Source organism: Leptolyngbya sp. Cla-17 (genome assembly GCF_016807185.1).
In the GTDB taxonomy this organism is placed as follows: Bacteria; Cyanobacteriota; Cyanobacteriia; order Leptolyngbyales; family Leptolyngbyaceae; genus ULC077BIN1.
In genome coordinates, this window is the sequence record NZ_JAEVYN010000002.1 from 1,847,051 (window position 1) to 1,872,867 (window position 25,817).

A 25,817-nucleotide genomic window follows, 5' to 3' on the forward strand; every position below is an offset into this window, starting at 1 on the left:
TAAAACAATTGATATGGGTTTAAACTACCGCAGCGCGATCGCCCTGTGCCCACTGTTCAGTCACCAAATAGATCGCGCGAATATCATCGGGCAAGTTTTCTTCCAATCGTTGGTAGCCTTCTTGCAGGCGCACCCGTACCTCGGCGGCTGACATGCCTTCTCCTTCAGCCTGCAAGTAAGCGGAGATCCGGGTTTCGCTCCAGCCGAAGGTTTGCGCCATCAGCACCATCAACCGCAGCACAGGTGGAATCTGATCCAACGCCTGCTCAATGTAACACCAGAGCGGCGGTGGCGCTTCTTTGAGGCTGTAGTGGATGGTTTCGACAGCAGGGAGATCAGCCTGATTAATGCAGATAGCAGTAATGTTCAGCAGCCAGGCTTGTAGCGTCAAAATTGCTTCGCCCGTGGCGGATCGCAAATCTAAACCGCTGAGTTCATAAAAAATGTGTCGCCAGGTCGTGGCAAATAAGTAATCGGCTTGCACAGGCGATCGCGCAGAATGGCGAATCAACGTGTAGACCATTGAACTATAGCGGCAAAAGATTGCTGTAAAGTACTGCCCGGCATCAGAATGGCGTTGAAATAGCGTTAGCAGTTCCTGGTCGCTATAATGCGCCAGGGATTTGATCAGGGGATGATTTGCTTCAGGAAAAGTAGGAAGAGTCACGATAACGACCACACATGACGGCAAAATGTCCCCTACTATACGCCCTTTTTGCAAAACAGCAAAACTTTTTCTGTCACGGGTCTAATCCTTTGCTGAAAATGCGTTAAATGGATGCCCCGTAACCGCTGCAAATGCCCTGCGTCCTACTGCGATTGAAATCGTCAGTCACATAAATTTACTTTGAAATCTGGATCAGAACCTGCATTTGTAACTCTATGAACAACCTAGAAACTCATTTCAAGTAGGTTAGTTGAGAGGAACCTTTTGACAAAAGTGCAGTGATTGAATTCTAAATGTTCTGAAACTAGACCTAACTGATATAAGTCCTTACATTAGATCTGTCCTTAGTTTGAGGCGGTTTAGTTTCAGAGTCGCTAATATGATCGAACGTTCTGTGCTTAATCTCTTCTTGTCTTAGCATTGCGCTTCAAATCGTTTAGACAATTCTCCTTCACCTAGTCGAGATGCATATGTCCCCAGAGATGAAACGCTCCAATGCTTCCACAAGGGTTTATTCCACATTTGGTGAGGTAGAAGAATTATTAGATGGGTCTGAAGTTAAGTTGGCAGATTCTCTAACAAAATTTGTTGAGGACGATTCTTCAGGCAAGGAGAGCGGGTTGGAATTGGATCTAGGAATTGACGCTGGACTAAACTCTGACTTGATACTGGATAAATTATTAGATTCTGACGAGGATATTGCCTCGGCACGACCCTCTGGTCATAGCAAAATGCTAACTGATGATGCTGTGGGTGCGTTTTTTAAGGAGATGGCGCGCTACCCCTTATTAACTGCCGCCGAGGAATTGGAACTCGCTCAACGCATTCAGTTTACGGCGGAGGTAGAAATAACGCGATCGCGGTTGCTCAACGATTTAGGCCAATTACCTAGCAAAGCAACTCTTGCTCAAGAACTGCAGATTACTGAGCGCCAATTAGAACATCAACTTCATCGCAGTCGGGTTGCTAAGCGCACCATGATTCGCTCTAATCTGCGCTTAGTGGTTTCTATTGCTAAACGCTATCTCAATCGTGGTGTTCCCTTTCTAGATTTGATTCAAGAAGGGGCCTTAGGACTCAATCGCGCCACTGAGAAATTTGACCCAGAAAAGGGCTATAAGTTTTCGACCTATGCCTACTGGTGGATTCGGCAAGGCATCACCCGCACGATCGCCAATGATTCTCGCATTATTCGCCTGCCCATTCACATTGTCGAAAAATTAAACAAGCTCAAGGTGATTCAACGAGATTTAAAGCGGTCTTTAAATCGAAATCCCACAGAAGCAGAACTGGCGCTCGCGCTGGAAGTGACCCCCGAACAACTGCAAAATCTACATCAGGTGCATCGTCGATCGCTGTCGCTTAACTACCGCATTGGTAAAGATGAAGATACCGAGTTAGTCGATCTGCTAGAAGATGCTGAAACGCGATCGCCCGAATCGCAAATTAGCGAAACCATGCTTCGCCAAGACATTTGGAACGTGCTGGGTGACGTACTCACCGAGCGCGAAAAAGATATCATTTCGCTGCGATATGGCTTAAGCTCTAGCAAACCTTGCACCTTAGAAGAAGTCGGCGGTTTATTTAACCTTTCACGAGAACGAGTTCGCCAAATTCAAAGCAAAGCAATGCGGAAACTTCGTCGTCCTCAAGTAGCAGAAAAGTTGAAAGGCTGGTTGGGATGAAAGGCGATCGCTTCGTTGTTCTCAGGCGTACTTGATCTAACAACCCACTGCGGTAGGTAATGGACTAGACCTGTGGATTGAGGCTAAATATTCAAGCCAAATTCATAGCGGTTGATGAATAAACGATTGTGCGTTAAAGGATTGTGGGCTTGGTAAAGTAGGATCAATTCTTTCCCCTCAAGAAGCTATGGAATGCCGACTTTGTGGTCATCCTAAGTGTCATAAGCATGGCAAGCTGCCCAATGGACACCAACGCTATTTCTGCCCTCACTGCCAGCAAACCTTCTGTGAGAGCTTTGACACGCTGTACTACTGGCGACGAGTGAGTCCGGAACAAGTTCAGCAGGTGCTACAAGCTCATAGTGAGGGCAGCAGCTTACGAGGGATTAGCCGAATTACAGGCTTGGCATACAACACCGTGGTCAGTATTGTTCGGGCATCGAGTGCCAAGGCTCAGCTAATTCATAACGACCAGGTCAAGCAAGTGGCAACCGCAGAGGTGAGTGCGGATGAGATGTGGTCTTTCGTGCAAAAAAACAGAAGCAATGTCTTTCCAATGAATTAGAAGTGGGAGACTGCTGGATAGGTCTGAGTTTAGCGGACTCCAGTGGACTGATTTTAGCGGCACGAGTGGGCAAGCATACAGACGAACTTATTGAGGAATTGGTAATTAGTACACAGGGAAAAACGGCTTGCAAACAGTGGAACAGTGATGACTGGGGAGGCTATGAACGAGTCCTTCCGCCTGAAATTCTGCACTATGTTGGCAAAGACAAAACGCAGCGCTTAGAGCGAACCAACGGCATCGTCCGACAACAAACTGCTCGATGGCACCGCAGGCAAAACAAGTTCGGCAAGCTGTGGGAGCAAACGAAAGTGACAACACGCTTAGTAGTCAGCTATTTCAATTGGATTTGGCGGCATAGTCGATTCAAAACAACTGCGGCTCAACGAGCAAAACTGGCTGAGCAGCCTTGGACCTGGCAGGATGTCGTTACCTACCCCACAATCCTTTAGTGCACTACCGAATAAACCAATGACGACATTATGTAACCAAATTGACTTAGAAAAGCAAATGGTTTTGCGAGCCAACCGTTTAATCCGGGTGCGTAAAGTTAAATGCTTGCGTTCAATCGTTTGAGTATTTGCCTTGCCAACCGTGTGAAAAGCTGGCTCAAGATGCCGTTCATAAGCGCCCCAGCCATCCGTATAGAACTGCATAATTCCAAACGGCTCCAATAAGGTTTTGAGTTCAACAAAGGCACTGTCCTGATGATTCGACAATACATACGCCAACACTTCGCCTGTGTGATGGTCAATAGCGTGCCACAGCCACCGTTGCTGTTGCTTTGAACCCACAAAACTCCACATTTCGTCGGCTTCAGCCTCCAAATCTTTCCACTGGCACAGTTTCACGATTGTTTGAGTCGGTTCAAGTTGTGCTAAACGTGCTTCGTTGACGGCTTTCAAGTGACGATCTTTTTTTTAACGTTTCAATCACCGTGGTGCGGCTAATCTTGAGTACCCGAGCGGTATCGCGAATCCCGCTGCCGTTGACTGCCATAGCTGCAATCTGTTGCTTCACTTCAGGCAAATAGCCCCGGTAAGCATACTCTCGAATAAAAGTGCTGCGACCACACTCAGGGTTGCGACATTTGTAGCGTTGTTTATCTTCGCCAGATTGACCATGCTTTACCACATCGCTGCTTTCACAAGTTGGACAAAGAACGAGTTCAAGCACCATACCTAAAGCTCCAGGAAAAGCAACCCTTTGATTATCCTTTACTTCCACAGGTCTAGTCCACAACCAACTGCGCAGTAGCATATCCTCACTGAGAATTCAAATGGTTTAACGATCCAATCTCGCCCGTCGCCGGAAAAGCGAGAAACGAGCAAAGCTGGAAGAGGTCAGATTCAGTGCCTTATTCTGTCGCTTGTGTACTCGGCTTCCCCTATGATTTCGCGGCTCAGTATACGATTCGGGGTTGATTTCTAGAAAACCGAAAGCTCCTTTCCCAAAGTTAAGCAATTCAATCCGAAGCACCTGCATGACTTTACCTGACGGCGTATGTTCCTCTTGAACTTGATAGGGCAAGTGTTTGACCTCCATTAAGTCTTGAGAATCAATGAGCTTATCTGTTTTTACATCCAACGTCAGACTTTTAGTGCCAGCTAAAGCTACCCAGCCAGGAGATGTGAGCGTCCACTCGAAAAAGTCTGCTGAGCAGGGAAAACCATTTAGCACCTCAAGCCAACCTGTGCCATCTGGCTTGAACACCACAATCTCGTCTGCCTGAGCACCGAGTCCAAATCTAGCGTTTGCGCTCCAAACTCCTACAAGTTCGGGGTTTATGATTCTTGACGATGGCATACAGTCAGTCGCGTAAGCGACAGAACTTCTATTTAGAGAGAAACTTTCTGTATAAACACTCTGGAAAAGTAGATGTTCAGATTTCCGTATATTTCATATACATTAGCCCGAAACTTTCTGGATATCCTATATAAAGGACGTTAATCACAGCTTTACTGCTCTAGCCGGGTTAATTTTTGTGCCAAATTTGAGATCGTGCATTAGTCTGGTAAGGCAGATTTTTGCTCATACTGATTTGTGCCATGGTGTCTAATGATTTCAATCATCTGCATTTTGCAAAGCAGACTCCACATAAACGGCTATCAGCCTTTGCGTTGATGGTCAGTCACCGATCACGCCTTGCTTTCCGTAGTGCTGTTATCACCTCTGTAACGGCAGGGTTGGTAGCTGCTGCAACGGCGTTGCAGCCTGCCCAAGCCCAAAATACGCCTTACTGTCAACAAACGGGTGCCGCGATCGCTCAAAAAGAAAAGCTGCGAGTTGAAGCGGTGAAAGGCAATGCAGATGCGCAAAAAAAATATAAAGCACTGCTTGTGCAGCAGGGCGATCGCCTACGAAAATGCCGCACTCAAACCTGGCCTCAAAATCAAGCAATCTGGATTCGGCTGTATGCGTGCGATGCCAAACCCGGTGTTCTAGAGGCGGTGTTAGATCGGATTGTGGATCGCGGCTATAACCAGGTTTATGTCGAGGCATTTTATACCGGTCGGGCGCTGCTGCCGGTCAACCAAAACACTACTCCTTGGCTGTCTACTCTGGCGGGTTCGGGTGCCGACAATGTGGATCTGCTGGCACAAGCGATTCAAAAAGGACGGGCGCGTGGGCTGAAGGTGTATGCCTGGATGTTTGGCATGAACTTTGGTGCAAACTATGTGCGCCGCTTCGATCGCCAGCAAACGTTGGCAAAAAATGGGTTGGGGCAAACGAGCTTAACTGCCAATGTGCTGCCAGGACTCAGCACCGATTTAGGGCAACTGACTCCAGATGAAGTCTTTGTCGATCCCTACAGCCCTCGAGCCCGACAAGATTATTCGGCGCTAATTGCCGCGATCGCCCAACGTAAACCCGATGGTATTTTGTTCGACTACATTCGGTATCCTCGTGGAACAGGTAGTGCTTCAGTCGCCAGCAAAGTCCAAGATTTATGGGTCTATGGTGATGCTTCCCAACAGACACTTTTGCAACGGGCGCAGAATCCCAGCGGGGTAGAACTGCTACGACGCTTTTTGCAATACGGCTTTCTCAAAGCTAGTGATTTGAAAGAAACCAACAGTGTCAAAGGTCTTACACCGCAACTGGCAGAGCAGCGCCCCGTTTGGCAAGGAATTGATACATCGCAGATTCCCGCCAACTTGCCCACCGCAAAACAAGCCACTCTTTTTCAGGCAGAACTCTGGCGGTTAGCCGTTGCCCATGCGGGGCAAGGAGTGATTGATTTTGTCAACGAAGCCACAGGTAACGTGCAAAATCGAGGTATGCCTGCTGGAGTCGTATTTTTTCCCGATGGCAACCTGACGATTGGGCAGGGCTATGATTCTAGGTTGCAACTGTGGGATCGCTTTCCTGCTACCAGTGAATGGCATCCAATGGCGTATGGCGTGTGTGGCAATACCAGCTGCATCATGCAGCAAATTCAGCGGGTATTGAGCCGCGCCCCAGTGGGAGTACAGGTAAAACCAGTGCTGGCTGGGGTCTGGCAAAAATCGGTGGGCAACCGTCCCCCGTTGGAAACACAAATGCAGGTGCTTTATCGGCTAGCACCGCAACTTACGTCAGTGAGCCACTTTGCCTATTCTTGGCAAGAACCAGGATCAGACCGCGATCGCAAAGCTTGTACCGTTCGTCCTTAAAATTCAATTGACATTCAAGTTTTAAGCTCCTTTAATCTTGCTTGGGCATCAGCCAGTCGGTGGTTTCCAGCACGAGCTTTACTTCTGCGGTGCCCGTATTCACATATTCAATCACCTTAAAAGTGCAGGCATAGTCCCAACCTGTGGCATCGGTGATGACTTTGGCGATCGCCTGCTCTAATGCCTTTGTATTCACTTCTTTCAGCTTATTTTCCAGTTCCATAGTTCCCTATTGCGTAAGCGCCGATCTTCCAACATCGTCCTGCATTGTAGGCTGTTTTGACCCGCTAGCGGCGATCGCCCCATCATGCCATGCTCAATCCCAATTCTGTTGGGATAAACATTGAGACAAAAATAAACGAGAAAACCCAAGCGTCCAAGCCTTTTACTTGAGCAAAAAACGTCTCGTTGATTTCCTTAGTACCTGCAAGTAGACCGTGAAAAGGGTGATTGATGTAAACAGATAGATCACCGCATACCGACTGTCGAAGAGAAACAGGATGATCGATGGAATAATAGTGGTTGCTATGGAGAAAATTGCTAAGAAAGCGGTATATGTGATTCGATAGCTGCCAATCAGTTTGTTTTCTTTATCGAGGTTGAGATTAAAAACTCTGGAGTTATTCATCTCATTTAGCTCTCGTCGAATCTCTTCTTCGTAGCCTTGAAGGTTATCGGCGAAGAAAATAATAAAAGATTGCTTAATTAAGTTCCAGAAGCCAATGGTGGCAATGACGAGCAAAAGGCTCAAAAATCCGATAAATAGCAAACCGCTATAGTCGATTTTGGGATTTGCCAACACGATGATATCAACAACAGGTTTCCATAGCGCGATCGTTGCACCAATGACTCCCATTAATTTGAAGTCTTCAAATGCACTTCTGATATACTCTTCAGCTTGTTGATTTAACCGGACATACTCTTTATAGAGGTAGTCTAGTCGTTGATTAGAATCCATATTTTTCAACCCACAGTAATCCCCGAACTCAGCAACTTCGCAGCTTTTAATCCGCTCCTTCAATGGGAGCAAACCCTTGGCGCTGAATGTTTTCAGTGATGACTCTTGGTTCTAAGAATTGCAGCAAGTAATCGGGTCCCCCTGCTTTGGAGCCAACCCCAGAGAGCTTGAAGCCACCGAAGGGTTGCCGCGCCACGATCGCCCCGGTAATTCCCCGGTTGATGTAGAGATTGCCGACCTCAAACTCCTGTTGTGCCTGCTCAATATGGGATGGCGTGCGAGAATATAAACCGCCAGTCAAGGCGAAATTGGTGCCATTAGCGATCGCGATTGCCTGATCAAAAGTCGTTGCTTTTAGCACCGCTAGCACGGGACCAAAGATTTCTTCTTGGGCGATCGTGTGGTCGGGCAGCACATCTCGAAAAATGACCGGACCGACAAAGTAGCCGCCTTCCGGGGCATCCATTTCTAGGGCAACTTGAGACTGAAGTCGTCCTTTTTCGATATATTCTTTAATGCGGGTTTGGGCATTGGCGTCAATCACAGGACCGACTTTCGTACTCGGCAGTTCGGTGTTGCCCAAGTTGAGCGATCGCGTTGCTTCCACTAACCGCGCCAAAAATAATTCATAAATTGACTCCAACACAATCACACGAGAGCAAGCAGAACATTTCTGACCGCTGTAGCCGAATGCTGACTGCACTACGCCCTGCACGGCCTGATCCAAATCTGCGCTTTCATCCACAATCACGGCGTTTTTGCCGCCCATTTCTGCAATCACCCGTTTCAGGTGCTTTTGCCCGGGTTGTAGTTCCGCCGCTTCTCGATAGATTCGGCAGCCTACTTCCTGCGATCCGGTAAACGTAATCATGTGAACGTCAGGATGCTTGACCATGTGAGCGCCAACGGTAGAGCCTCTACCGGGAACGAACTGAAACACCCCTTGAGGAATACCGGCTTCTACCAAAATTTCGGCAATCTTCGCGCCAATGATTGAGGACACTTCAGCCGGTTTCAACAGAGTGCAGTTGCCAGCCACGAGAGAGGCAACGGTCATGCCCACGGGAATCGCCAGGGGAAAATTCCAGGGCGAGATGATCAGGGAAATGCCTCGTGGTTGGTAGTGATAGCGGTTGGTTTCACCCGGGAAATCGTAAGCAACGCCGCTATCTAACCGCTCCATTTCATCGGCATAGTAGCGACAAAAGTCGATCGCTTCTGACACTTCTGGATCAGCTTCTCGCACGGTTTTCCCCGTTTCCAGCACCATCCAGGCGATTAGGTCTTCGCGCCGCTGCTCCATCAAATCACCCGCCCGACGAAGAATATTGGCTCGTTCAGTTGCCGGAGTTTTCTTCCAAGCCGGAAACGCCGCTTTAGCCGCCGCGATCGCCTGCTCTGCCTGCTCAATGCTGATTAATCCAATCTCGCCCACCACTTCACTAAAGTTTGATGGGTTCAATGACTTTACCGTCGTTTCAGTGTTGATATACTCGCCATCAATCAATGGCAGGTAAGTCCTACCCAACTGTTGACGGACTCGCTGCAATGCCTGCTGAATTTCTTGGCGATGAGTCATATTGGCATAGTCCGTGTCGGGAACGTTGAGGAAGGGATTCGAGGTATGGAGTTGGGGGAGTGGGGACTCAGACTCCTCTCTTCTGACGGGTGCTTTCAACAATTCTTCCACGGGGCGTTCTTCCAGATTTTGGCGTAGGAAGGAACTGTTAGCGGTGTTTTCCAACAAGCGGCGAATCAGGTAGGACATACCGGGAATCAGTTCGCCATAGGGACAGTACACCCGCACACGGTAGCCTTTATCTGCGATCGCTTTTGCCAATTTATCCGCCATCCCGTAGAGCATCTGAAACTCAAATCGGCGGGGTGGAATTTGCAGTGCTTCGGCGATCGCGATCGCGTGTGCCTGAGAGCGAACATTGTGACTGCCGATCGCGGCGTACAAATGCTCGTGGTTTTCTAGCAGCAGACGCGTCATTGCCTCAAAGTTGGCATCCGTGGTTTCCTTGTCATTAAAAACAGGTTGCTGCCAGTCTTTTTGCACTGCTTTAATCGTTTCTTGATCCCAATAGGCACCTTTGACCAGGCGCACGGTTACTGGGGTGCCCCGTTCTTTTGCCCACTCAACCAGGTCTTTCAAATCCCCCAAGCTGTCGCGCAGATAGGCTTGCAACGTAATGCCAATATCCGAGCGATCGCGAAATTCATCCTCAAGCAGCAGTTGCTTCAGCGTTGCCAACGTGCTGGATTTATATTGATATTGCTCCATGTCAAAGTGGACAGCAGCACCTAATTCTTTCGCATGGCGCAATAGGGTTCGGGCGCGATCGCTCACTTTTTCCTGGCTGCCCTTCTCATCTAATGGATCGAACTGGGAATAAAGCGCCGTTAGCTTGATGGACACCTGAACCTTGGGCAACTCTGCTCCATCCGCGCGATCGATTTGATCTACTTTCGACCAACGAGTTGCTGCGTCCGTTAGCTGATTCATCAGTTCCAAATAGCGATCAAGATAGGATTTCGCTTCTGGTTCCGTAATCACCGCTTCGCCTAGCAAATCCACTGTAAAAGCTGCCCGCTCTTTCCTCAATCGTTCAATACTTTTCAGCACTTGCTGAATGGTTTCACCCGCAATGTATTTTTGTGCCAGGGTTTCAACCGCAGTGGAGACGGTCGTCGCAGCAATTTGTCCCGGCATGGAGTCAGGATTGGCAAAGTTGAGCATTCCTTTCAATGCTCCTGGAAGCTCCACTGATTCCTCGCCCAAATATTCTTGTAGGTGACGCGCAATCTCGGCTTTACTGCGAAGCGATGGCAAACAGTCGATGAAACGGAATAACTGCACGCGCAAGCCCGGATTGCTCATCGCCCAGCCCAGCAGCTTATCATCCCACCGCATTTGGTCGCGCATTTGGGCAAATAGAGAGCGATTTTCCCGCGTGGCAGAAATAAGCTGACGAGCAATATCTTGGGTTTTTGCTTCGTAGGGGCTAATAGAGGCTTGCATAACCACGGCAGAACAGACTCCTAATCACAGATGACAACAGCGATCGCGTGCAGCCGAACCGAATCAGGCTGGCTGATCAATTCTAACTTGCTGAGCTTGACACTACATCCGCGATCGTAACTGTGAGAAGTATGACAATAACTCAAATCTGGAATTTCTAAAAAAGCTCAAGGACGATTATTTGAACCCCGTTTTGTCTACGGGATTGATTTAATCTCAGATTCTCGACTTTACAGATCCCCGACTTCTTTAAAGAAGTCGGGGATCTCCGAATGGTTTGGGAAGACTAAGTTTAGCTGCTTTCAAACTTCCTCATGCCCTATCGCGCGATCGCCTTTGAAACTGGCAATATTTATCATCTATACAATCGGGGCAATAATCGCCAAAATATCTTCTTTGAGCGCGAGAATTACCTACATTTTCTGCGGTTGATACGGCACTATTTGACCCCTGAGACGGTAGAAATCTTGGCATACTGTCTGATGCCAAACCATTATCATCTACTGGTGCAGTTTCAGACTGGCAGTGTGAGTCAACAGATGAAGGCATTATCTCTGGCATATACCAAAGGGATGAATGCACGCTACAACCGGGTTGGCTCCTTATTTCAGGGACGTTTTTGCTCGATCCAGGTTGATCGCGAGGCGTATGTGGTTCATCTGGTACGCTACATTCACTTGAATCCAGTCAAGGCTGAATTGGTGAGCCATCCGAGAGAGTGGGAGTTTTCGAGTTATCGAGAGTATGCGGGCTTGAGACAGGGTACGTTGCCGCAACTGGAATGGGTGCAGATGCTAACAGGTGCAACGGACGCCTATCAAATGTTCTTAGAAGATCAGTCGTTGCCTCAAGAAGTAAGCGTGCGATCGCTGATGTTAGATGAGTAATGCGTTTCAGATCCCCGACTTCTTTAGAGAAGTCGGGGATCTATCTAATACGGAATTGAGTAGGGGAGTATCATTTAACAAGATGAAAAAGGTACTCTGTCAATGCCTCGGCGACGCACTCAAATTAGCCCTCATCTAGACTACGCAGATCTAACTCAGCGGTATATTCAGTGCCAAGATGCTGGCGAGAAAAACCGTTGGTTAGTGATTCGATTGCTCAGTCATCCAAAGACTCCGATGAGCATTGAACAAACCGCTGAAATTTGTGGACTCAGTTGTAGTGGAGTGCGAAAAATCGCTCGTCGCTACAACGTCGAGGGTGCAGTGGGACTGGTGAATCGTCAGCGCTTGAACCCTGGAGGCAATCGTCTGGCTTTAAGTGATGAGCAACAACAAGAATTGCAGCAGCGCTTACAGAGTCCCCCTGAGGATGGCGGACTCTGGAGCGGTCCGAAAGTCGGGGAGTACATCGAAACCTACTTTGGCATTTCTTTACACTCCTCAACAGCCTGGAAGTATCTACGACGTTTGGGGTTGAGCTTGCAGGTGCCGCGTCCGGTGCATCATCAAAGCGCAACCCTTGAGCAGCAAGCAGAGTTCAAAGCAGGATTGGCAGGTCATGTGATACCAAATTGAAAAAAGGGAGTAACAAATGGGAGACTAAGTTCTACCGTGTGGAGAACAACAGCAATGGTGGGTGTCACTCGCATCAAAATCCAGGAAACAGTGGCAGAACTAGAAGCTCTGATTCAACAGCAATCAAATCCAAACCGGAAAGAGCGGTTGCAAGTGTTGTACTTGCTGAAGTTAGCGGATGCCAGGAGTATTAGTGCGATTGCAAAAGTGGTCGGGCGGCACCGGGGGAGTGTGCAACGCTGGTTGAGCCAGTATCGGGAAGCGGGACTGAACGGATTGCTCGAAACTCGCCAAAGTTCAGGACGACCGCAGGTGATTCCAGGGTGGGCGCTCAAGAGCCTGCAACGACGATTGGATGACCCTGAAACAGGCTTTGGCAGCTACACACAAGTGCAGCAATGGTTATCAGAGACCTTGAACGTAGAAGCCGAGTATGCCACCGTGCATCATCTGGTGCGCTACCGCTTGGGTGCGAAGTTGAAAGCCGCCCGTCCGGTTCATGCCAAGCAGAACCCAGAAGCCCTTGAGGCCTTTAAGCAAACCTCAGCGACGACCTGATTCTGCTCAAACAGTATGCAACGCTAGTAAAACCGGAGTTTGAACGGATTCGCTACTTCGCTCAGGATGAAAGTCGATTTGGGTTGAAAACGACAGTTGGACGATTGATCACGAGCTTAGGAGTCAAACCACTAGGCAGTTGGCAATGGCAGTTCAAAGCCTTTTGGATCTATGGTGCGGTGGAACCGACCACCGGAGAGCAGTTCTTTTTGCAATTTACCCATGTCGATAGTGAATGCTATCAGCTTTTCCTCGACCAATTTTCGCAAGCCTATCCAGATAGCCTCAACATCCTCCAAGTCGATAACGGAGCCTTTCATAAAGCCAAAGACCTGGTGATTCCAGACAATATCATGCTGCTGTTTCAACCGCCTTACTGCCCTGAGTTGAATCCCATTGAGCGGTTGTGGCAGCACTTGAAGAAGGATTTGCGCTGGGCACTGTTCAAGAACCTAACTCAACTACAAACGAAAGTGGACAAATTGATTGCCGATTTAACGACCAAAACCGTTGCTTCTCTGACTGGCTTTAGCTTTATTGTAGATGCACTATCTGTCGCAGGCATTTTTTGATTTGGTATGACGTGGTTGCGCTCGTTGTTTCCCAATCGGGAGATTGTAATTTGGGCGGAAGACGAAGCTCGATTAGGCTTGCAACCCATTGTCAGGCGGGTTTGGGCACCCATAGGAGAGCGCCCATCAGCGCATCATTGTCGCCGCTATCAATGGGTCTACACCTATGGTTTTGTCCATCCTGCCACTGGAGCGAGCTACTTCCTTTTATTGCCCCGTGCCAATGTCTCCATGATGCAGATGGCGTTAGAGCTATTTGCGGCTCAGGTCAATCCCCATCGTCAGCAGTTGATCATTCTACTGGTTGATCAAGCCGCGTGGCATATGAGCCAAAAACTTCAGGTGCCCCCCGGCATTTTCTTCTACCCGCTATTGCCCTATACCCTCCAACTGCAACCCACTGAATGTGTCTGGTCTTTGCTGCGCGAAGCAGTCGCTAATCAAGTGTTTGACAATCTTGATGCTTTAGAGGATGTCTTAGTCAAGCGGTGCCAATGGTTGATGCAGCATCCTGCGATAGTTCAAGGCAAAGTGGGCTTTGATTGGATTCAAGCAATTTAATCTGGTCAAAAAATACTGCCTTCCGCAATTCCGTATAAGGTGCCCAGGGACCGACAATCGCTTCTCCCCGCTTCTCTTTTTCTGCTAATTCTAAGTTTAACGTCAGCAGTTTTTCGAGGAGGTCATCGTCTGGGTCGAAGCCGTAAGCTTGCATCACCAAGCGATCGAGTTTGGCGTGGAGTTTATAGAGTTGGCTGGTGGGTTCGTGGAAGTATTCGTTGTAGAGCTTGGTGATGCCCCACTGTTTGCGTTCCATTTGGGTGGCGCGGTAGTCGTGGAGTTCGAGGGCAGTGGCGCGGATTTGTTCGACGATCGCGGTTGTTAGGGGTACCGACATCTTGAAGATGTCGGGGATCTTTTAGTTGGGGAAAGGGGAAGGTTTCAAAGCAGGTGCTTGGAGTGTAGGCAATATCTCCCTTTAAAGTAGATTTTTGAGCCTCCATCCATGTTCTGTGAACGGCAGATAGTAAAACGCCTAAGACATAGAAATCATCAGAAGCGAAAGTAACCGTTTTTTCTCCTACAAGCCAATCGACAGAAATAACGAGAGGCATTGCCCACTTAGAGACTCGCGGAACTGCAAAACAGTGGCTCAATGTTGAAAGTGCTATCCGCATTGGTTGATTAGTACGTTTAAACTTCCACCACGTATCTCTCAGCAGTTGCACACGATTTTTATCTCGTTCTGGTTTGACCGTAGCTTTGACATGCTGAAAAGGTAGTTTATAGTCGCTGGCATCCTCAACAGTCATTTCATTGAAATCAATCACCCAACGTTTAGGCATTCCGTGAGGATTTTGTGCCAAGTTCGCACCCATCGAAAACAGTTTAAGGACTTCTTGATTTCGAGAATCAGCCTTTAACCAATCTTGTACTTGCTCGTTAGTGACTAAAAAACCCATACCATTGGGTTCTACACCTCTAAAGCTCTTATTTGCGTTGGCTTTAAGCGGTTTAGCAGCAGAAACATCTGTAGTAGATTTGAGCGATGAGCTAATAAAACCGACTTTCTGATCATCAAGATAGAAAGCTCCAGGGTTCCTGCGGCTCCAGTTGATAATACTGACATGAACAGCCGCTTCTCCTGTCCAGGGTTGAGTAGAGATCGCGTCGTGTATGAATCCACCGTTATCAGTAACGTAATCTAGAGCTGCTGCTTTGCTTTTGCCTTGACTAATTGAGTTTGTAGCAACTAGACCAGCTCTGCCATTTTCATTAAGTCGCTCATGCGCCAGTCGAAACCAATAGCTAGCAAAGTCAATTTGCTGATTTTTGATTGCTGAAAACTTTTCAAAGACTCGTTCAACGTAATCATCTCCCCGTTCCTTTCGCATTCTCGCACCACCCAAGAAGGGTGGATTGCCAATAATCGCGTCTGCCTTTACCCACTCCGTAAACAGCGCATCTTTGCAGACAATATTTTCATCCAGCGTGTCTAACGGCAGGGCAGGCTGATCGTGAATATCGCAGAGGTCGATCGCCACTTTGCGGGCAATCATCAGCGTCACTCGTGCCAACTCCACCGCAAACGCATTCGTGTCCATGCCATAAAACTGCTGCGGGGTAACAAAGCCAATGCTCATCTGCCCCTGCCCTCGTTCCGACGTGCGACGGGCATCAATCTTGTCTTGCAGCACCCGCTCCAGTCGTTTTAGTTCGAGATACGCCATGTACAGGAAATTGCCCGACCCACACGCCGGATCAAGCACTTTGTAGTTGCGTAACTCGGTCTGCAAGGTGGAGAGTTCCGCCAGAGTGGTCGCGTTGGCGATCTTGTCTTCCCAATAGCGCGTGATGGTGGGGCGAACGATCTTGAGAATGTCTTCTTCGGAGGTGAAATGAATGCCGTGAGCATGACGTTCTTTGCTGTCGCTTTTGCCGATCGCCGACTCAAAGATGTTGCCAAAGATGGACGGACGCACCGCTTTCCAGTCTTGTGATGCGGCAGCTTCCAGTAGCTCCAGTTCTTTCTCGTTTAGCTCCAGGGGATGAACCTCCCGAAACAACCCACCGTTAAAGTAGTCCACGCCCTGATAGCGTCCTGCGGGAGCAATGCCCGGTCGATTCATCTCCTGAAACAAGTTGCCCAGAATATCGTAGGTGTTTGAGGGTTTGCCCTGGCGCGATCGCTCCAAACACTCGCGCACCACACCAATAAACAGATCCTTTGGCAACAAGTCTCGATCTTCCGCAAACATTGCCAACACGCATTGCAGCACAAACCGCTGTGCTGTTTTTGGATCAACCGCATCCCGAGATCGTTGGGTCAGCATCGTCAGCAGTTCGCCCATGCGTCCGGCGGCTTTCTCCGTCACCGACACCAGATTGTTGTTGAAGACAGGCGCACGATCCAACTCTGGATTCATGAACGTGAATGCACCTGCTCGTTCGGGTAAACGCTCTAGCGCAATCTTCTCGATCGGCTCTTCCGACTGCTTGCGAAAGTCGTAGATCCAAAACTCGTCGAAGTTGCACAGCATCACATAGCTAGGGCACTGCAACTGCATCCAATAAGTGACGGCTTGCGCGTAATGCTTATTGAGGTCTTCGCCCCGTTTCTTCATCTCAACTAGCAAATGGGGCTTCCATGCCAGATCCGCAAAGCCTGTGTTGCCTTTTTTGCTGCCTTTTTTTACCCGTTCTTCCAGAGTTGCCCCGGCTTCTTTCACGCCTTCATGCCCAAACGCCTGAAAGAAGCGATCGAGGAAGTTTTGCGACTCGCCCTTCTCATCACCTTTGAGATGCTGGCAGTAACGAACAAATTTTTGCAAACTTTCGGGTGTGGATGGCATAACACAGGTTTAACGGTCCATGCTACCTACCTTAACCTCCATTCACAAACTCAAAACCCAGCACATCGAAGTTCTGACGACTACGGTGGAATAGGTGAATTCATCCGCCTCTGTTCCCCAAAACCCGCTACGGAAGAAATGCAGCGCTGCCGGGTTGACTCAGATAGGTATAGACAATCCGAGAAACATCTTGAATGAAATCTCTCGCACCCGGATCGTCGTAGGCGCTTTCCACCAGCACAGCCGCTAAGTAGCGCTTACCCGTGGGCATTTGAATAATGCCTGCGTCACCTAAAATAAAGCCGATGTCGCCTGTTTTGTGGGCGATCGTTGCTCCCCGCCCTAACCCAACGGGCAGCAGAGTTCGGTTACGCACCCGCTGCAAAATATCTAGCGCTTGACTTTGGCTGCGAGATGATAGCAACTGTTGCTTATCCAGCAGGGTCAGTAGTTGAACAAGTTCTCTGGCAGTGGTCGTGTTCGTCCCTTTAAGGTCGGGCAACATGTTTCGCATTACCGTTTTTTGCAAGCCCCAACTGCGAAACCGTGCGTTGAGTACTTGAATGCCGCCCATGCGCTTGATGATCATGTTGGTCGCGGTATTGTCGCTGGTGACAATCATCTTGGTTGCGGTATCCAGCAGGCTAAACTTGCTCCCTGGTGGCAGGTCTTGAATTTCTCCAGAGCCGCCCACAATCACATCCCTAGTCATGGTCAACGTTTCGTTCAGGCTAATGGTTCCGGCATCCACTGCTTGAAACAGGGCAATTAAGATGGGCAGCTTGATAATGCTAGCCGTGGGATACACTTTGTCTCCATTAACCTCTGCATAGTTTCCAGTCTCTAAGTCCATAAAAAACATGCCTGGTTTTAGAGAGGCATATTCACCCGATCGCAAGCTTGCCAGTCTTTGCTGAAGCCAATTGAGCGATCGCCCCGCTGGCATCAACCCATTCAAATCAATGGCTGGTGGAGTTGCAGCGATCGCTGGAGAAATTTTTCGTCCAGGCACAGTTCCCATCACAGTCGGTTTGGGAATGGTAGCGCCAGCCCATTGGGAAGCACCAGTGGTTTGCGCCGGAATCACAACAGGGCTTGCAACATCGAGGCGAGGTGTAGGCAACTGCACAGACCATTGAGTTGGTGACTGTCCCCGCACCTTAACTTGGGCTGGATCTAGCACATAGCCTGGAGCCAGTTCAATGACTAATCGAGTCGTTTGGGCATCAAACTGACCAATTCGCAGGTTTTGAACCGTCCCACTAAAAGATTCACTGATTTTTGGGCGCTTTAACTTTGTACCCGGCAGATCAATTACCAAACGGGTTGGATTAGCGACTAGCTGAGCAGTGGGTTGCACCCCTTCATCAGTAGAAAACTCTAGCCGATTTTGCCGAGCATCAAAGCGCCAAGATTGCAAGCTATTCGCTTGAACTGAACTGGGAAAGACTAGCAGAAAACCAGCAAGACTAGAAAGAACCCAGGGCAACTTAAAGTCAAGGTGCATAAGCGTGGTTAAAAATGATTGCAAGAATTATGCCGTATTAAACGAGACCATACCTAAGAAAAAGAGGAAGTAAACCAGCTTGATCTCAACGGACATGAACCTCCCTACCAGTCGCTTTTCGCCAATGATTTGTTCCAATCAGGATAAATGTATCCATATGAGAACCATTCTTGTAGATGCACATCTACAAAAAGGTAACCAACACATCAAATTAAAGCAGCATGATTTAATTTGATGAATTTTGGTGATTTTCAGCATTTACCTGAGAAATAAGTAGGCATATTCTATAGAATGGATCATTCTACTGAGTTATAAATAGAACATGTATTTTTATAGGATCGTCCAGCCGCTTAACATTTGATTTGTTAAAAGCAAATCCATTTGATGTACTAAAATGGCGCATATCTGTTCGGCAAACTTCTAAAAGACGAGCCTATGACCTCTTTAGAGCAATTAAGATAACTACGTTGACACAAAAATAGGAGCTGAGTGGCATAATGCATGTCTACCTCGGATGCATCGCTTTTAGCTGATACTCTTTACTATATTCAGTTTTGCTTGATAATTTTCAGAAAAAGGAAGAATGGCTCGTGTAGGTACTGAAAGTTTCAGTATATTCGGTCACCAACCCTATTTTCATTACTGATAAAACTGGCGTCTACTTCTTATCTCTACGTATGTTTACAGCTTGCGAGATTCGATGCTTTTTTGAAATCACAACCCGCTTCATCAGATTGGGCTATTAATATTCAATGGACGCTTCAATTCTGTTAGTTGGAGGTGATGTTTTTTTTGCAACGCTTTTGGATCGTATTCACAATTTGCTGAATTGTGCTGTAGAAATTGCGTCTCGTCCTAGTGAAGCAGTGCCGCTCATTCAAGCGCAGCAACCTGACTTGATCATTCTACAAGCGAATCAACCCGGTAGTCTTGAGCTTTGTTATGAGATTAAGGGACAAGCAAAACTTGCTTGGATTTATTGCCTGTTGTTAGAAATTCCAACTCACATGTTGGAACCTGACCTGAAACAAGTATGGGAGATGGAAGCCCGAACTGAGGCTTTAGAAGGAGGATGCGATGCCTATCTCTGGTTGCCTCAACAGGATATCCAAGGTGAGACATTAAAACCGGATGAGATCGCGAAGCAAGATCGATTACTACGATCGCAAATTCTAGCTGGAGTACGGGCAGTTAAAACTCATCGAGAGTTGATGAGAACAAACGATATTCTGTCAGCGATCGCGCTTTCTGATCCGCTCACAGAACTCAACAATCGCCGTGCGCTGGACTGGGAGCTGCCGAGGCAAATTCAGAATACTCTAACGCGATCAGAATCCCTCAGCCTAGTCATGCTAGACATAGACTACTTCAAACGAATTAATGATATAGCAACGGACGGAAGACTTAGGACAAGGGTCAATTCACAAAGCTCACGGGTGTTGATGTTCATCACCAATCTGTCCTAACACACCCGGCGACAGCTATACTTATGGTCATCCAATTGGCGATCGAGCGTTGCAACTGGTTTCTAACCGCCTACGCCACAATCTAAGATTTCGCGACACCCTATTTCGCTATGGCGGCGAAGAGTTTGTGATTATTCTCAGCAACACCGATGAAAGTGAAGCAGATTTGGTTTCCCGTCGCCTGTGCCGCTTAATTGGAGAACAGCCCTTTACGATTGATGCAGGACTCGACCTAACGATCACCATCAGTGCCGGAACTGCCACGCTGAGAAGCACAGATGATGAGCGAGGAGTGAATTTGCTAAAACGGGCAGATCAAAACTTGTTGAGAGCTAAATCCACGGGACGAAATCGGGTCGTTAGCAGCATAGAAGTTGCCACAGATGTAGATGATGGGGAATCTTAAGCTTTAAGCCTTGAGTTGCTGTTCTTTGTCCTGGGTCAACTGTTAATCGTTGCGTGGGGCAGCGTTTGAATAGATTGCTCAATTTGAATGCCCCGTTGTTGCAGGGTTTGTGTAAATAAATTAGTCGGCAGGGCTTGTTCCACGACCCATACGCCTGGTTTGTCAAGTTGCCCAGATAGAATCAATTCGGCAATGCTGCCTGTGCCATAACCCGCCGCGATCGCAGTGTTAGGGTGGGTCAGCGTGGAGCAAACCTGAGTCGCTTTGCCATCCTTCATCCCGATAACTTCAGAGCGAATGGCAACTCCAATACCGCTAAAAGAATCCGTAACATCGGTCATAAAGTGGCTAACCTGGGACAAAAACTCAATTACGAACGGCTGTTTTAGCAGCCAGGGATGCCACCAGCGGGCAACACTCCAGGTGAGATGATTGTAGAAATCAGGAATTGTGCCAAATTTTGTGATCACGGTTTTGACTGGAAAGGTGCTTGATAACGTAAATGTTTCGGGCATATCAAACCAGTAAACACCTGTGCGTCCATAGGGCTGAGGAAATTCAATCGTTTCGCGATCGCTATAGGGCTTCACTGTTTTCCAGGCTCCATCTATCCAGGCTGAAAACGGCTTTTGAAGTCCCAAAAATGTGGTCCGCATCACCGTTACGCCAGCTCCCCCCGACCCGGCGACGGCATAACTCAAGTGAATCGTCTCTGCTTCATCCAACTGCTCTACATCTTGCCGCACCATGCTGTTAGAGATGCCCGGAAAAATGCCCGTGTTGACGATCGCGGTGACTCCGGCCGCCGCTGCTGCTGCTGTACAGTTCATTGCTTTGCGAGTAAACGAGGGATGATCGCTCACATCTACATAGCTTACGCCGTGATGAATGCAGGTTTCTAACACTTGGGTATCGCGATAGTGAAACGGTCCGGCACAATGAATCACCAAATCAGCTTGCGAAATCGCTTGAGTTAATCCATCGTGATCGCCCAAATCTAGCGGTAAAAACTGCCCTCTTTCTCCCAGGTGATCGCATACTTTTTTGCCCAAAATAGGGTTGCGTCCCGCAATCACGATCTTTGCCTGCGTAAACGTAAGCAGATCCGCTGCGACGCTGCTGCCAATCCGCCCACTCCCTCCCAAAATCAAAACCTGTGCGCTCATATCACCCCATCATATGTTTAGCGGCTGACTCTAAAGCGTTTTTTGCATCTTTGAACGCTTGAGCAATTGGCTGTTGTGTATGCAAAAATACTCGCGCACAGTTGCGTCCCGGCATTCCCGAAATGGAACCCCCCGGATGGGTGCCCGCCCCCGTTAGATACAGCCCGTCGATTGGGGTTTTATAGTTGGAAATTTCCGGTAAAGGGCGGAAAAAGACCATCTGTTCCAGGGTCATATCAATGTGATAATAATTCCCTTTGAGCGTTCCTAATCGTTCTCCCAATTCGGCGGGGCTTTCCACTCGACGGGCAATAGTTGCAGTTTTGACGTTTGGGGCATACTCTGCCAGTTTATCGATCACGCGATCGGCAACCTGATGTTTCAAGTGATCCGTCCAGCCGGTGCCGAGATCGCCGGTTCCTTCCAATCCAGCAATATTGTAAGGCGCAAAGAATTCAATCCAAACCGTATGCATTCCATCCGGAGCCATGGTCGGGTCGAGCATCGTTGGCTGCACGACATAAAGCGAAGGATCGGCATCGGGAATGCGCCCCATTGCCGGGTCGCTATGGGCAATTTCTACATGGCGCACCGAATCAGCAATGAGTACCGAACCAATCAGATACTCATCTTGATGGTTATGGCGTTCAAACTTAAGCGGCTCCGACATTGCCAAATCCACTTTCAAAATAGTTTCGTTGTTGTTGACGATGCGCCGTTCCAGCCGTTCCCGCAGATTCGGATCAGCAGTATCCACATCGCTGCTATCGATCAGTCGAAATAACCGCTGTGCATCAATATTGGAAATTACGCCCTTTTCCGCTCGATATTCTTGCCCGGTGCTAGTCCGAACTCCGATCGCCCGTCCTTCATCGACTAATATCTGCTTCACCGTCTGCTCAGTCAAAATTTCGCCGCCTAGTGCCTGCACCAGCTTGACCAAAGCTTGAGTCAATGCGCCCGTGCCGCCTTTGGGCCTTGCCATCCCAGGGTTATGCCGCAGCGCCATCATAATTGTGCCGATGCCCAGGTTTTTTTGGGAAGGAGGCACGCCCATTTCGGCAGCCAGACGAGCCAGGGGAGCCTTCAGAAATTCAGAGTCGAACCATTCACTCAGCAAATCTTCAGCGCTAGACAGCATGGTCCGCACAAAATCCAATGCTTTATTGGTTGAACCAATCACTGACAGTAGATCTTTGATTTTGCCAGGGTCGTAGTTTCCGGCAATGTCGATTAGCGATCGCGGTGGAGCATTAAACATCGGCGTCATCGCATGAATCACCTGCTGCCAATATTCGGTAAACTCAGCATATTTTTGAGCGTCACGCGGACTGTAACGCTCAATTTCCGCACAGGTTTTTTCGAGCGATCGATGCCCTAAAAAATATTTGCCATCAGGATGGGGGCAAAACACCACCGGATCGCAAAATAAATACTCCAATCCATATTTTGTTAGCTCCAACTCTTCCACGACCGGAGCGAGATGAATAAATTCGTGGTCGATCGCGCACAAATTAAATTTAAAACCAGGAGCCTCTTCCGGCATTGCTTCTTCGGTTGTCGCGGCTCCTCCAGGCACTAATCGCCGCTCCAATAACAACACCTTATATCCTGCCTTCAATAAATAGGCAGCACAAACTAGTCCATTATGACCAGCCCCAATCACCAACACATCATAGGTTTGTCGTGTCGATTGCATTAGGACTCACTCCAAATAAAATTTGACTGTGACTAAAATACCCATAAATAAAAAGTCGCAGTATCGTTAATCGATTAAGCCGTCAATTAGCTTTCTTACTCTAACGAGTCCTAGCTAATTTCTGAGCAGTGTCAAAACTTAATTGAACTGCCGAATAAATTGCCCCTCAAGTATCTGCGTGATCAGCTATGGAGTGGCTAAGGCAAATCACAGAAAGTAAGCGACCTATGAGGCATTCTACAGAGAATTCACTCCATTTGCATAAAAAGCAAATCTTGAGCGTTAGCTATAAATCGTTCTCTATAAGTGAGGCAACGCAATACACGGCCTAAATATTGCAAGTGTTAAGGTATCAATTGGATTTGCTCGTGTTTTTAGCGCCAACTCGTGGTGAAAGAGCGTAGGTTAAAAGGGAGATTTATTTCAAAAGTTGATTTTTGTAGAGTCGTGCGAAACTTATGCAACCAGGGCACTCTATAAAAGAGTAATGGGGTTATCTATCTAGTAGGAGTAAAAGCATTTGAACTCTTGCCCAATCTAAGTTAGTGTAAACCTGCTTTCGATCGTCACCTAGGCGATCGCTCATACAGAGTTGCCAAGGTCAAAACAGGCACTTGAGAGAGTCAGTAGGGCCGGTAATTTTAGATTAATCTTTTCCAAGCTTTGTCTACTGTGTTTCCTGTATTAATTTTTTGCAGCCTGAAAATTGTTTGCCGGTGATGACCCTCATGGAAGACGAGATCCTGACAGCAGACCTCAAGGGGCACCGCACGTTAGCAACCGTGGTGTTTACGGATTGCGTTGGCTTTAGTGCCAGGATGTCAGTGGATGAAGAGCATACCCTGGACTTGATTCGGCGTGATTTGGCGCTGATGAAACGGATATGTGAACAATTTGAAGGACGGGTTTTAAAGACCACAGGCGATGGGTTGCTGATGTGTTTCTCTAGTGCGGTCAAAGCGGTGGAATGTGCGATCGCGACTCAGCAGGCGATCGGTGCAAGCGCCATTATTTTGCCGCCAAAAGACTATTTGATGCACCGAATTGGTATTCATCTTGCAGACATGTACATCACTGCAACCGATGTCATGGGAAATGGAGTGAATATTGCAGCCCGATTACAAACTGAAGCTGACCCTGGTGGAATTTGTATTTCCCAAACAGTCTATGACGTAGCAAAACATGTGCTACAGCTTGATACCCACTATTTAGGACCTCGCGAACTCAAAAATATCCGTGAGGTTGTTCCAGCCTACAAAATTCTGCTAAACCCAGAAGACGCGATCGAAGATCCATATGACGAAGCAGCGAAAAAGCTTTTTCAAAGCGCCAACTTAGCGCGGATTAAAAAACTGCTGTTTTACGTCTGCAAAAATCGCTGGGAAACCGACTCTATCAAGCTTGATGCAATTCATCTAAAAGGGTTATTTCAAGAATTTTTAGGGCTAGCTTCTAATGTTGGGCAATTAAGCCATCGATTAGAAACCGCCATTAGAACCCTCAGTAAGCAAACTGAATATGCTCTTGTTGCCAAAGAGCTATTGAGCGAGGCGCATCGATTTTATCCTCCAACTCAATCCAATCAGGACGCGTCCGCTCAAGATTTGCCTGTAAGCGATCAAACCAGGCTTCTGCCTACGCCCGTTGCGGCAACGCCTCAGCGTAGGGAAATGCAGCCGATTTATCAGCAGATAGCCTACAGCATTGATCGCGGTAATGATCCAGTCCGATTAAAAAAGCTACTTTTTTATATTTGCCACCGTCAGTGGGAAAGTGACTTGACTCGGCTCACCCAGTTCGATACTGCCTCTCTCGTACAAGAAATACACAGTTTGGCAGTAAACGGAAACCAACTCCGCCAAACCTTGGCACAGTTTGTGCAAACGCTAAATAAGTCGGCGGAGTATGAAGTTGTGGGCCAGGGGTTAATCGTCCACTTGCTACCGCTTTATCCTGAAATTCAGGTCTCCATCGTTGAAAGCACCAAAGCATCGGAAACCCAATCAATCGCTGACGCAGCAGACGTTTCCTATCAAGATCTCGCTTATCAGATTGAGCAAAGTTCCTATATCACCCGCTTTAAAAAGCTGATGGTTTATGTTTGTAAAAATCAATGGATCAGCGATTCCAAGCAGTTAGAAAAATTTGATACGACAATGCTGCTAAAAGAATTGCATACGATATCTCCAACGATTGAGCGCCTGAAAATGGCGTTAGATGCAGTAGTAAAAACGTTGAGCAAGCGGACGGAATATACTCTGATCGCTACGGAGCTAACCAATAGTTTGGGTTTGATGTATGCAGAAGTAGCAGTGCTGGAGCGATCGCCAGATCAAACTCAGCTACCACCTCCTGTATCTAAGCAGGCTCAGCTACCATCTCCTGTATCTAAGCAGGAAACTCATACTCCCCTTCAGAGTGATTCAGACCAAGCCTTGAAATCTGTCACTGGCCTTTTTGACGTGCGCTTAGGAATCTTAAAGTACACCAATCCGCTTCGAGCAAAGATTCTGGTCTTTTCTACGCTTTATTCTGACTTTACATTTAGTAGAGAAGACTGGCTTGATCTAAAAATGTATGAACTAGATGGATTGTTGCGTGAGTTGATACAGAATTTTCAAACCTACACTGATTTAGAAGCGGTGTTATACAGCACCGCACGACGGCTACCTGAGCCTGAAGAAGGAGTGCAAACTGCCGACACAATCATCAAATGTGTACGGACGTTGTATTTACACGGTAATCCTGCGTCTATCTTTGGGAATTCTGAACAAGCAACCCGTATTACTCTGGACGATTTTGAAGAATCTACCCAAGGCTCAACAATGCCAGAGGCAAATTTTGGACAAACTCAACTGTTGACTTCATCGGTGCGATCGCTAGATACTTCAGAACCCTGGACTAACTCTACTCAGTTGCTGTCAGTTGCCGATGATCACTCGGCAAAAACGGGAATCTTCAATGCTCAAGAGTAGTGGTTTCTGCTCCATCTACTGCCACACTGGATTACA

The 25,817-nt window shown here is 47.9% G+C and carries 19 protein-coding genes and 2 pseudogenes; 11 read left to right on the forward strand and 10 right to left on the reverse strand.

Translation table 11 applies throughout. From position 1 onward, the window contains the following. Positions 1 to 19: 19 nt before the first annotated feature. A complete protein-coding gene (locus JOY44_RS19480) occupies positions 20 to 667 on the reverse strand; it encodes an RNA polymerase sigma factor (protein ID WP_171575226.1) in 648 nt (215 codons plus the stop codon). A gap of 470 nt (positions 668 to 1,137) precedes the next feature. Here JOY44_RS19480 and JOY44_RS19485 point away from each other — a divergent pair, with 470 nt between their 5' ends. Then, positions 1,138 to 2,352 (forward strand): RNA polymerase sigma factor, RpoD/SigA family, encoded by a 1,215-nt coding sequence (locus tag JOY44_RS19485; protein WP_415881129.1) that lies wholly within the window; start codon positions 1,138 to 1,140, stop codon positions 2,350 to 2,352. Positions 2,353 to 2,539: 187 nt separating this feature from the next. Continuing rightward, positions 2,540 to 3,369, forward strand: a protein-coding gene (locus JOY44_RS19490) for an IS1 family transposase (RefSeq protein WP_171573290.1) whose coding sequence is annotated in 2 segments (ribosomal slippage) — positions 2,540 to 2,881 and positions 2,884 to 3,369 — 828 coding nt in all. Because the reading frame shifts where the segments join, the coding sequence is not laid out codon by codon here. Positions 3,370 to 3,378: 9 nt separating this feature from the next. On the opposite strand, the pseudogene JOY44_RS32895 reads toward JOY44_RS19490, so the two are convergent. Further along, positions 3,379 to 4,096 (reverse strand): annotated as a pseudogene (locus tag JOY44_RS32895) (IS1 family transposase); the annotation flags it as partial. 105 nt (positions 4,097 to 4,201) lie between these two features. After that, positions 4,202 to 4,723, reverse strand: a complete 522-nt coding sequence (locus tag JOY44_RS19500) for a hypothetical protein (RefSeq protein WP_171575227.1) — start codon at positions 4,721 to 4,723, stop codon at positions 4,202 to 4,204. A gap of 242 nt (positions 4,724 to 4,965) precedes the next feature. On the opposite strand from JOY44_RS19500, the gene JOY44_RS19505 reads away from it, so the two are divergent. Next, on the forward strand, positions 4,966 to 6,573 hold the full coding sequence (locus JOY44_RS19505) for a family 10 glycosylhydrolase (protein ID WP_197985581.1): 1,608 nt from the start codon (positions 4,966 to 4,968) through the stop codon (positions 6,571 to 6,573). A gap of 31 nt (positions 6,574 to 6,604) precedes the next feature. Here the strand turns inward: JOY44_RS19505 and JOY44_RS19510 are convergent, their stop codons facing one another. From JOY44_RS19510 to pruA, 3 genes are all read right to left on the reverse strand, one after another. After that, positions 6,605 to 6,796 carry a hypothetical protein gene (locus tag JOY44_RS19510; protein ID WP_171575228.1) on the reverse strand — a complete coding sequence of 64 codons (192 nt, stop codon included), beginning with the start codon at positions 6,794 to 6,796 and terminating at the stop codon, positions 6,605 to 6,607. Between the two features lie 162 nt (positions 6,797 to 6,958). Then, positions 6,959 to 7,531 (reverse strand): hypothetical protein, encoded by a 573-nt coding sequence (locus tag JOY44_RS19515; RefSeq protein ID WP_171575229.1) that lies wholly within the window; start codon positions 7,529 to 7,531, stop codon positions 6,959 to 6,961. A gap of 46 nt (positions 7,532 to 7,577) precedes the next feature. Beyond that, on the reverse strand, positions 7,578 to 10,556 hold the full coding sequence (pruA, locus tag JOY44_RS19520) for an L-glutamate gamma-semialdehyde dehydrogenase (protein ID WP_197985582.1): 2,979 nt from the start codon (positions 10,554 to 10,556) through the stop codon (positions 7,578 to 7,580). 314 nt (positions 10,557 to 10,870) lie between these two features. Between pruA and JOY44_RS19525 the strand changes: the two genes are divergently transcribed. The 5 genes and pseudogenes from JOY44_RS19525 to JOY44_RS19545 form a co-directional block, all read left to right on the forward strand. After that, on the forward strand, positions 10,871 to 11,443 hold the full coding sequence (locus tag JOY44_RS19525; RefSeq protein ID WP_171575231.1) for an REP-associated tyrosine transposase: 573 nt from the start codon (positions 10,871 to 10,873) through the stop codon (positions 11,441 to 11,443). Positions 11,444 to 11,545: 102 nt separating this feature from the next. Further along, complete coding sequence (locus JOY44_RS19530) at positions 11,546 to 12,079, forward strand: winged helix-turn-helix domain-containing protein (protein ID WP_171575232.1); 534 nt, start codon at positions 11,546 to 11,548, stop codon at positions 12,077 to 12,079. A 54-nt stretch (positions 12,080 to 12,133) separates the two neighbouring features. Beyond that, positions 12,134 to 12,637: a helix-turn-helix domain-containing protein gene (locus tag JOY44_RS19535; protein WP_171573907.1), complete on the forward strand. Its 504-nt coding sequence runs from the start codon at positions 12,134 to 12,136 to the stop codon at positions 12,635 to 12,637. A gap of 2 nt (positions 12,638 to 12,639) precedes the next feature. Next, the gene (locus tag JOY44_RS19540) at positions 12,640 to 13,209 is read left to right on the forward strand and encodes an IS630 family transposase (protein WP_281063326.1); all 570 of its coding nucleotides are present in this window, start codon (positions 12,640 to 12,642) and stop codon (positions 13,207 to 13,209) included. A gap of 15 nt (positions 13,210 to 13,224) precedes the next feature. Continuing rightward, positions 13,225 to 13,770, forward strand: a pseudogene (locus JOY44_RS19545) (IS630 family transposase); the annotation flags it as partial. Between the two features lie 182 nt (positions 13,771 to 13,952). Here JOY44_RS19545 and JOY44_RS19550 read toward each other — a convergent pair. Continuing rightward, a complete protein-coding gene (locus tag JOY44_RS19550; protein WP_197985584.1) occupies positions 13,953 to 16,562 on the reverse strand; it encodes a class I SAM-dependent DNA methyltransferase in 2,610 nt (869 codons plus the stop codon). 127 nt (positions 16,563 to 16,689) lie between these two features. Next, positions 16,690 to 18,069 carry a serine hydrolase gene (locus JOY44_RS19555; protein ID WP_171575234.1) on the reverse strand — a complete coding sequence of 460 codons (1,380 nt, stop codon included), beginning with the start codon at positions 18,067 to 18,069 and terminating at the stop codon, positions 16,690 to 16,692. 752 nt (positions 18,070 to 18,821) lie between these two features. Here JOY44_RS19555 and JOY44_RS32435 point away from each other — a divergent pair. Both JOY44_RS32435 and JOY44_RS32440 read left to right on the forward strand, forming a co-directional pair. Next, positions 18,822 to 19,535: a diguanylate cyclase domain-containing protein gene (locus tag JOY44_RS32435; RefSeq protein ID WP_197985585.1), complete on the forward strand. Its 714-nt coding sequence runs from the start codon at positions 18,822 to 18,824 to the stop codon at positions 19,533 to 19,535. Between the two features lie 49 nt (positions 19,536 to 19,584). Then, positions 19,585 to 19,941 (forward strand): GGDEF domain-containing protein, encoded by a 357-nt coding sequence (locus tag JOY44_RS32440; protein ID WP_197985586.1) that lies wholly within the window; start codon positions 19,585 to 19,587, stop codon positions 19,939 to 19,941. 35 nt (positions 19,942 to 19,976) lie between these two features. Here the strand turns inward: JOY44_RS32440 and JOY44_RS19565 are convergent, their stop codons facing one another. Beyond that, a complete protein-coding gene (locus JOY44_RS19565; RefSeq protein WP_171575235.1) occupies positions 19,977 to 21,107 on the reverse strand; it encodes a saccharopine dehydrogenase family protein in 1,131 nt (376 codons plus the stop codon). A 1-nt stretch (position 21,108) separates the two neighbouring features. Beyond that, positions 21,109 to 22,806: a beta-carotene ketolase CrtO gene (crtO, locus tag JOY44_RS19570; RefSeq protein WP_171575236.1), complete on the reverse strand. Its 1,698-nt coding sequence runs from the start codon at positions 22,804 to 22,806 to the stop codon at positions 21,109 to 21,111. A gap of 728 nt (positions 22,807 to 23,534) precedes the next feature. Between crtO and JOY44_RS19575 the strand changes: the two genes are divergently transcribed. Beyond that, positions 23,535 to 25,781: an adenylate/guanylate cyclase domain-containing protein gene (locus JOY44_RS19575; RefSeq protein ID WP_197985587.1), complete on the forward strand. Its 2,247-nt coding sequence runs from the start codon at positions 23,535 to 23,537 to the stop codon at positions 25,779 to 25,781. The last annotated feature ends 36 nt before the right edge of the window (positions 25,782 to 25,817 follow it).

Bases quoted from the DNA above. Each gene is read 5' to 3' on its own strand.
- JOY44_RS19525 (WP_171575231.1), top strand. From the start codon at position 10,871: ATGCCCTATCGCGCGATCGCCTTTGAAACTGGCAATATTTATCATCTA.
- pruA (WP_197985582.1), bottom strand. From the start codon at position 10,556: ATGCAAGCCTCTATTAGCCCCTACGAAGCAAAAACCCAAGATATTGCT.
- JOY44_RS19500 (WP_171575227.1), bottom strand. From the start codon at position 4,723: ATGCCATCGTCAAGAATCATAAACCCCGAACTTGTAGGAGTTTGGAGC.
- JOY44_RS32435 (WP_197985585.1), top strand. From the start codon at position 18,822: ATGGACGCTTCAATTCTGTTAGTTGGAGGTGATGTTTTTTTTGCAACG.
- JOY44_RS19575 (WP_197985587.1), top strand. From the start codon at position 23,535: ATGGAAGACGAGATCCTGACAGCAGACCTCAAGGGGCACCGCACGTTA.
- JOY44_RS19515 (WP_171575229.1), bottom strand. From the start codon at position 7,531: ATGGATTCTAATCAACGACTAGACTACCTCTATAAAGAGTATGTCCGG.
- JOY44_RS19565 (WP_171575235.1), bottom strand. From the start codon at position 21,107: ATGAGCGCACAGGTTTTGATTTTGGGAGGGAGTGGGCGGATTGGCAGC.
- JOY44_RS19505 (WP_197985581.1), top strand. From the start codon at position 4,966: ATGGTGTCTAATGATTTCAATCATCTGCATTTTGCAAAGCAGACTCCA.
- crtO (WP_171575236.1), bottom strand. From the start codon at position 22,806: ATGCAATCGACACGACAAACCTATGATGTGTTGGTGATTGGGGCTGGT.
- JOY44_RS19535 (WP_171573907.1), top strand. From the start codon at position 12,134: ATGGTGGGTGTCACTCGCATCAAAATCCAGGAAACAGTGGCAGAACTA.
- JOY44_RS19555 (WP_171575234.1), bottom strand. From the start codon at position 18,069: ATGCACCTTGACTTTAAGTTGCCCTGGGTTCTTTCTAGTCTTGCTGGT.
- JOY44_RS19510 (WP_171575228.1), bottom strand. From the start codon at position 6,796: ATGGAACTGGAAAATAAGCTGAAAGAAGTGAATACAAAGGCATTAGAG.
- JOY44_RS19485 (WP_415881129.1), top strand. From the start codon at position 1,138: ATGTCCCCAGAGATGAAACGCTCCAATGCTTCCACAAGGGTTTATTCC.
- JOY44_RS19530 (WP_171575232.1), top strand. From the start codon at position 11,546: ATGCCTCGGCGACGCACTCAAATTAGCCCTCATCTAGACTACGCAGAT.
- JOY44_RS19550 (WP_197985584.1), bottom strand. From the start codon at position 16,562: ATGCCATCCACACCCGAAAGTTTGCAAAAATTTGTTCGTTACTGCCAG.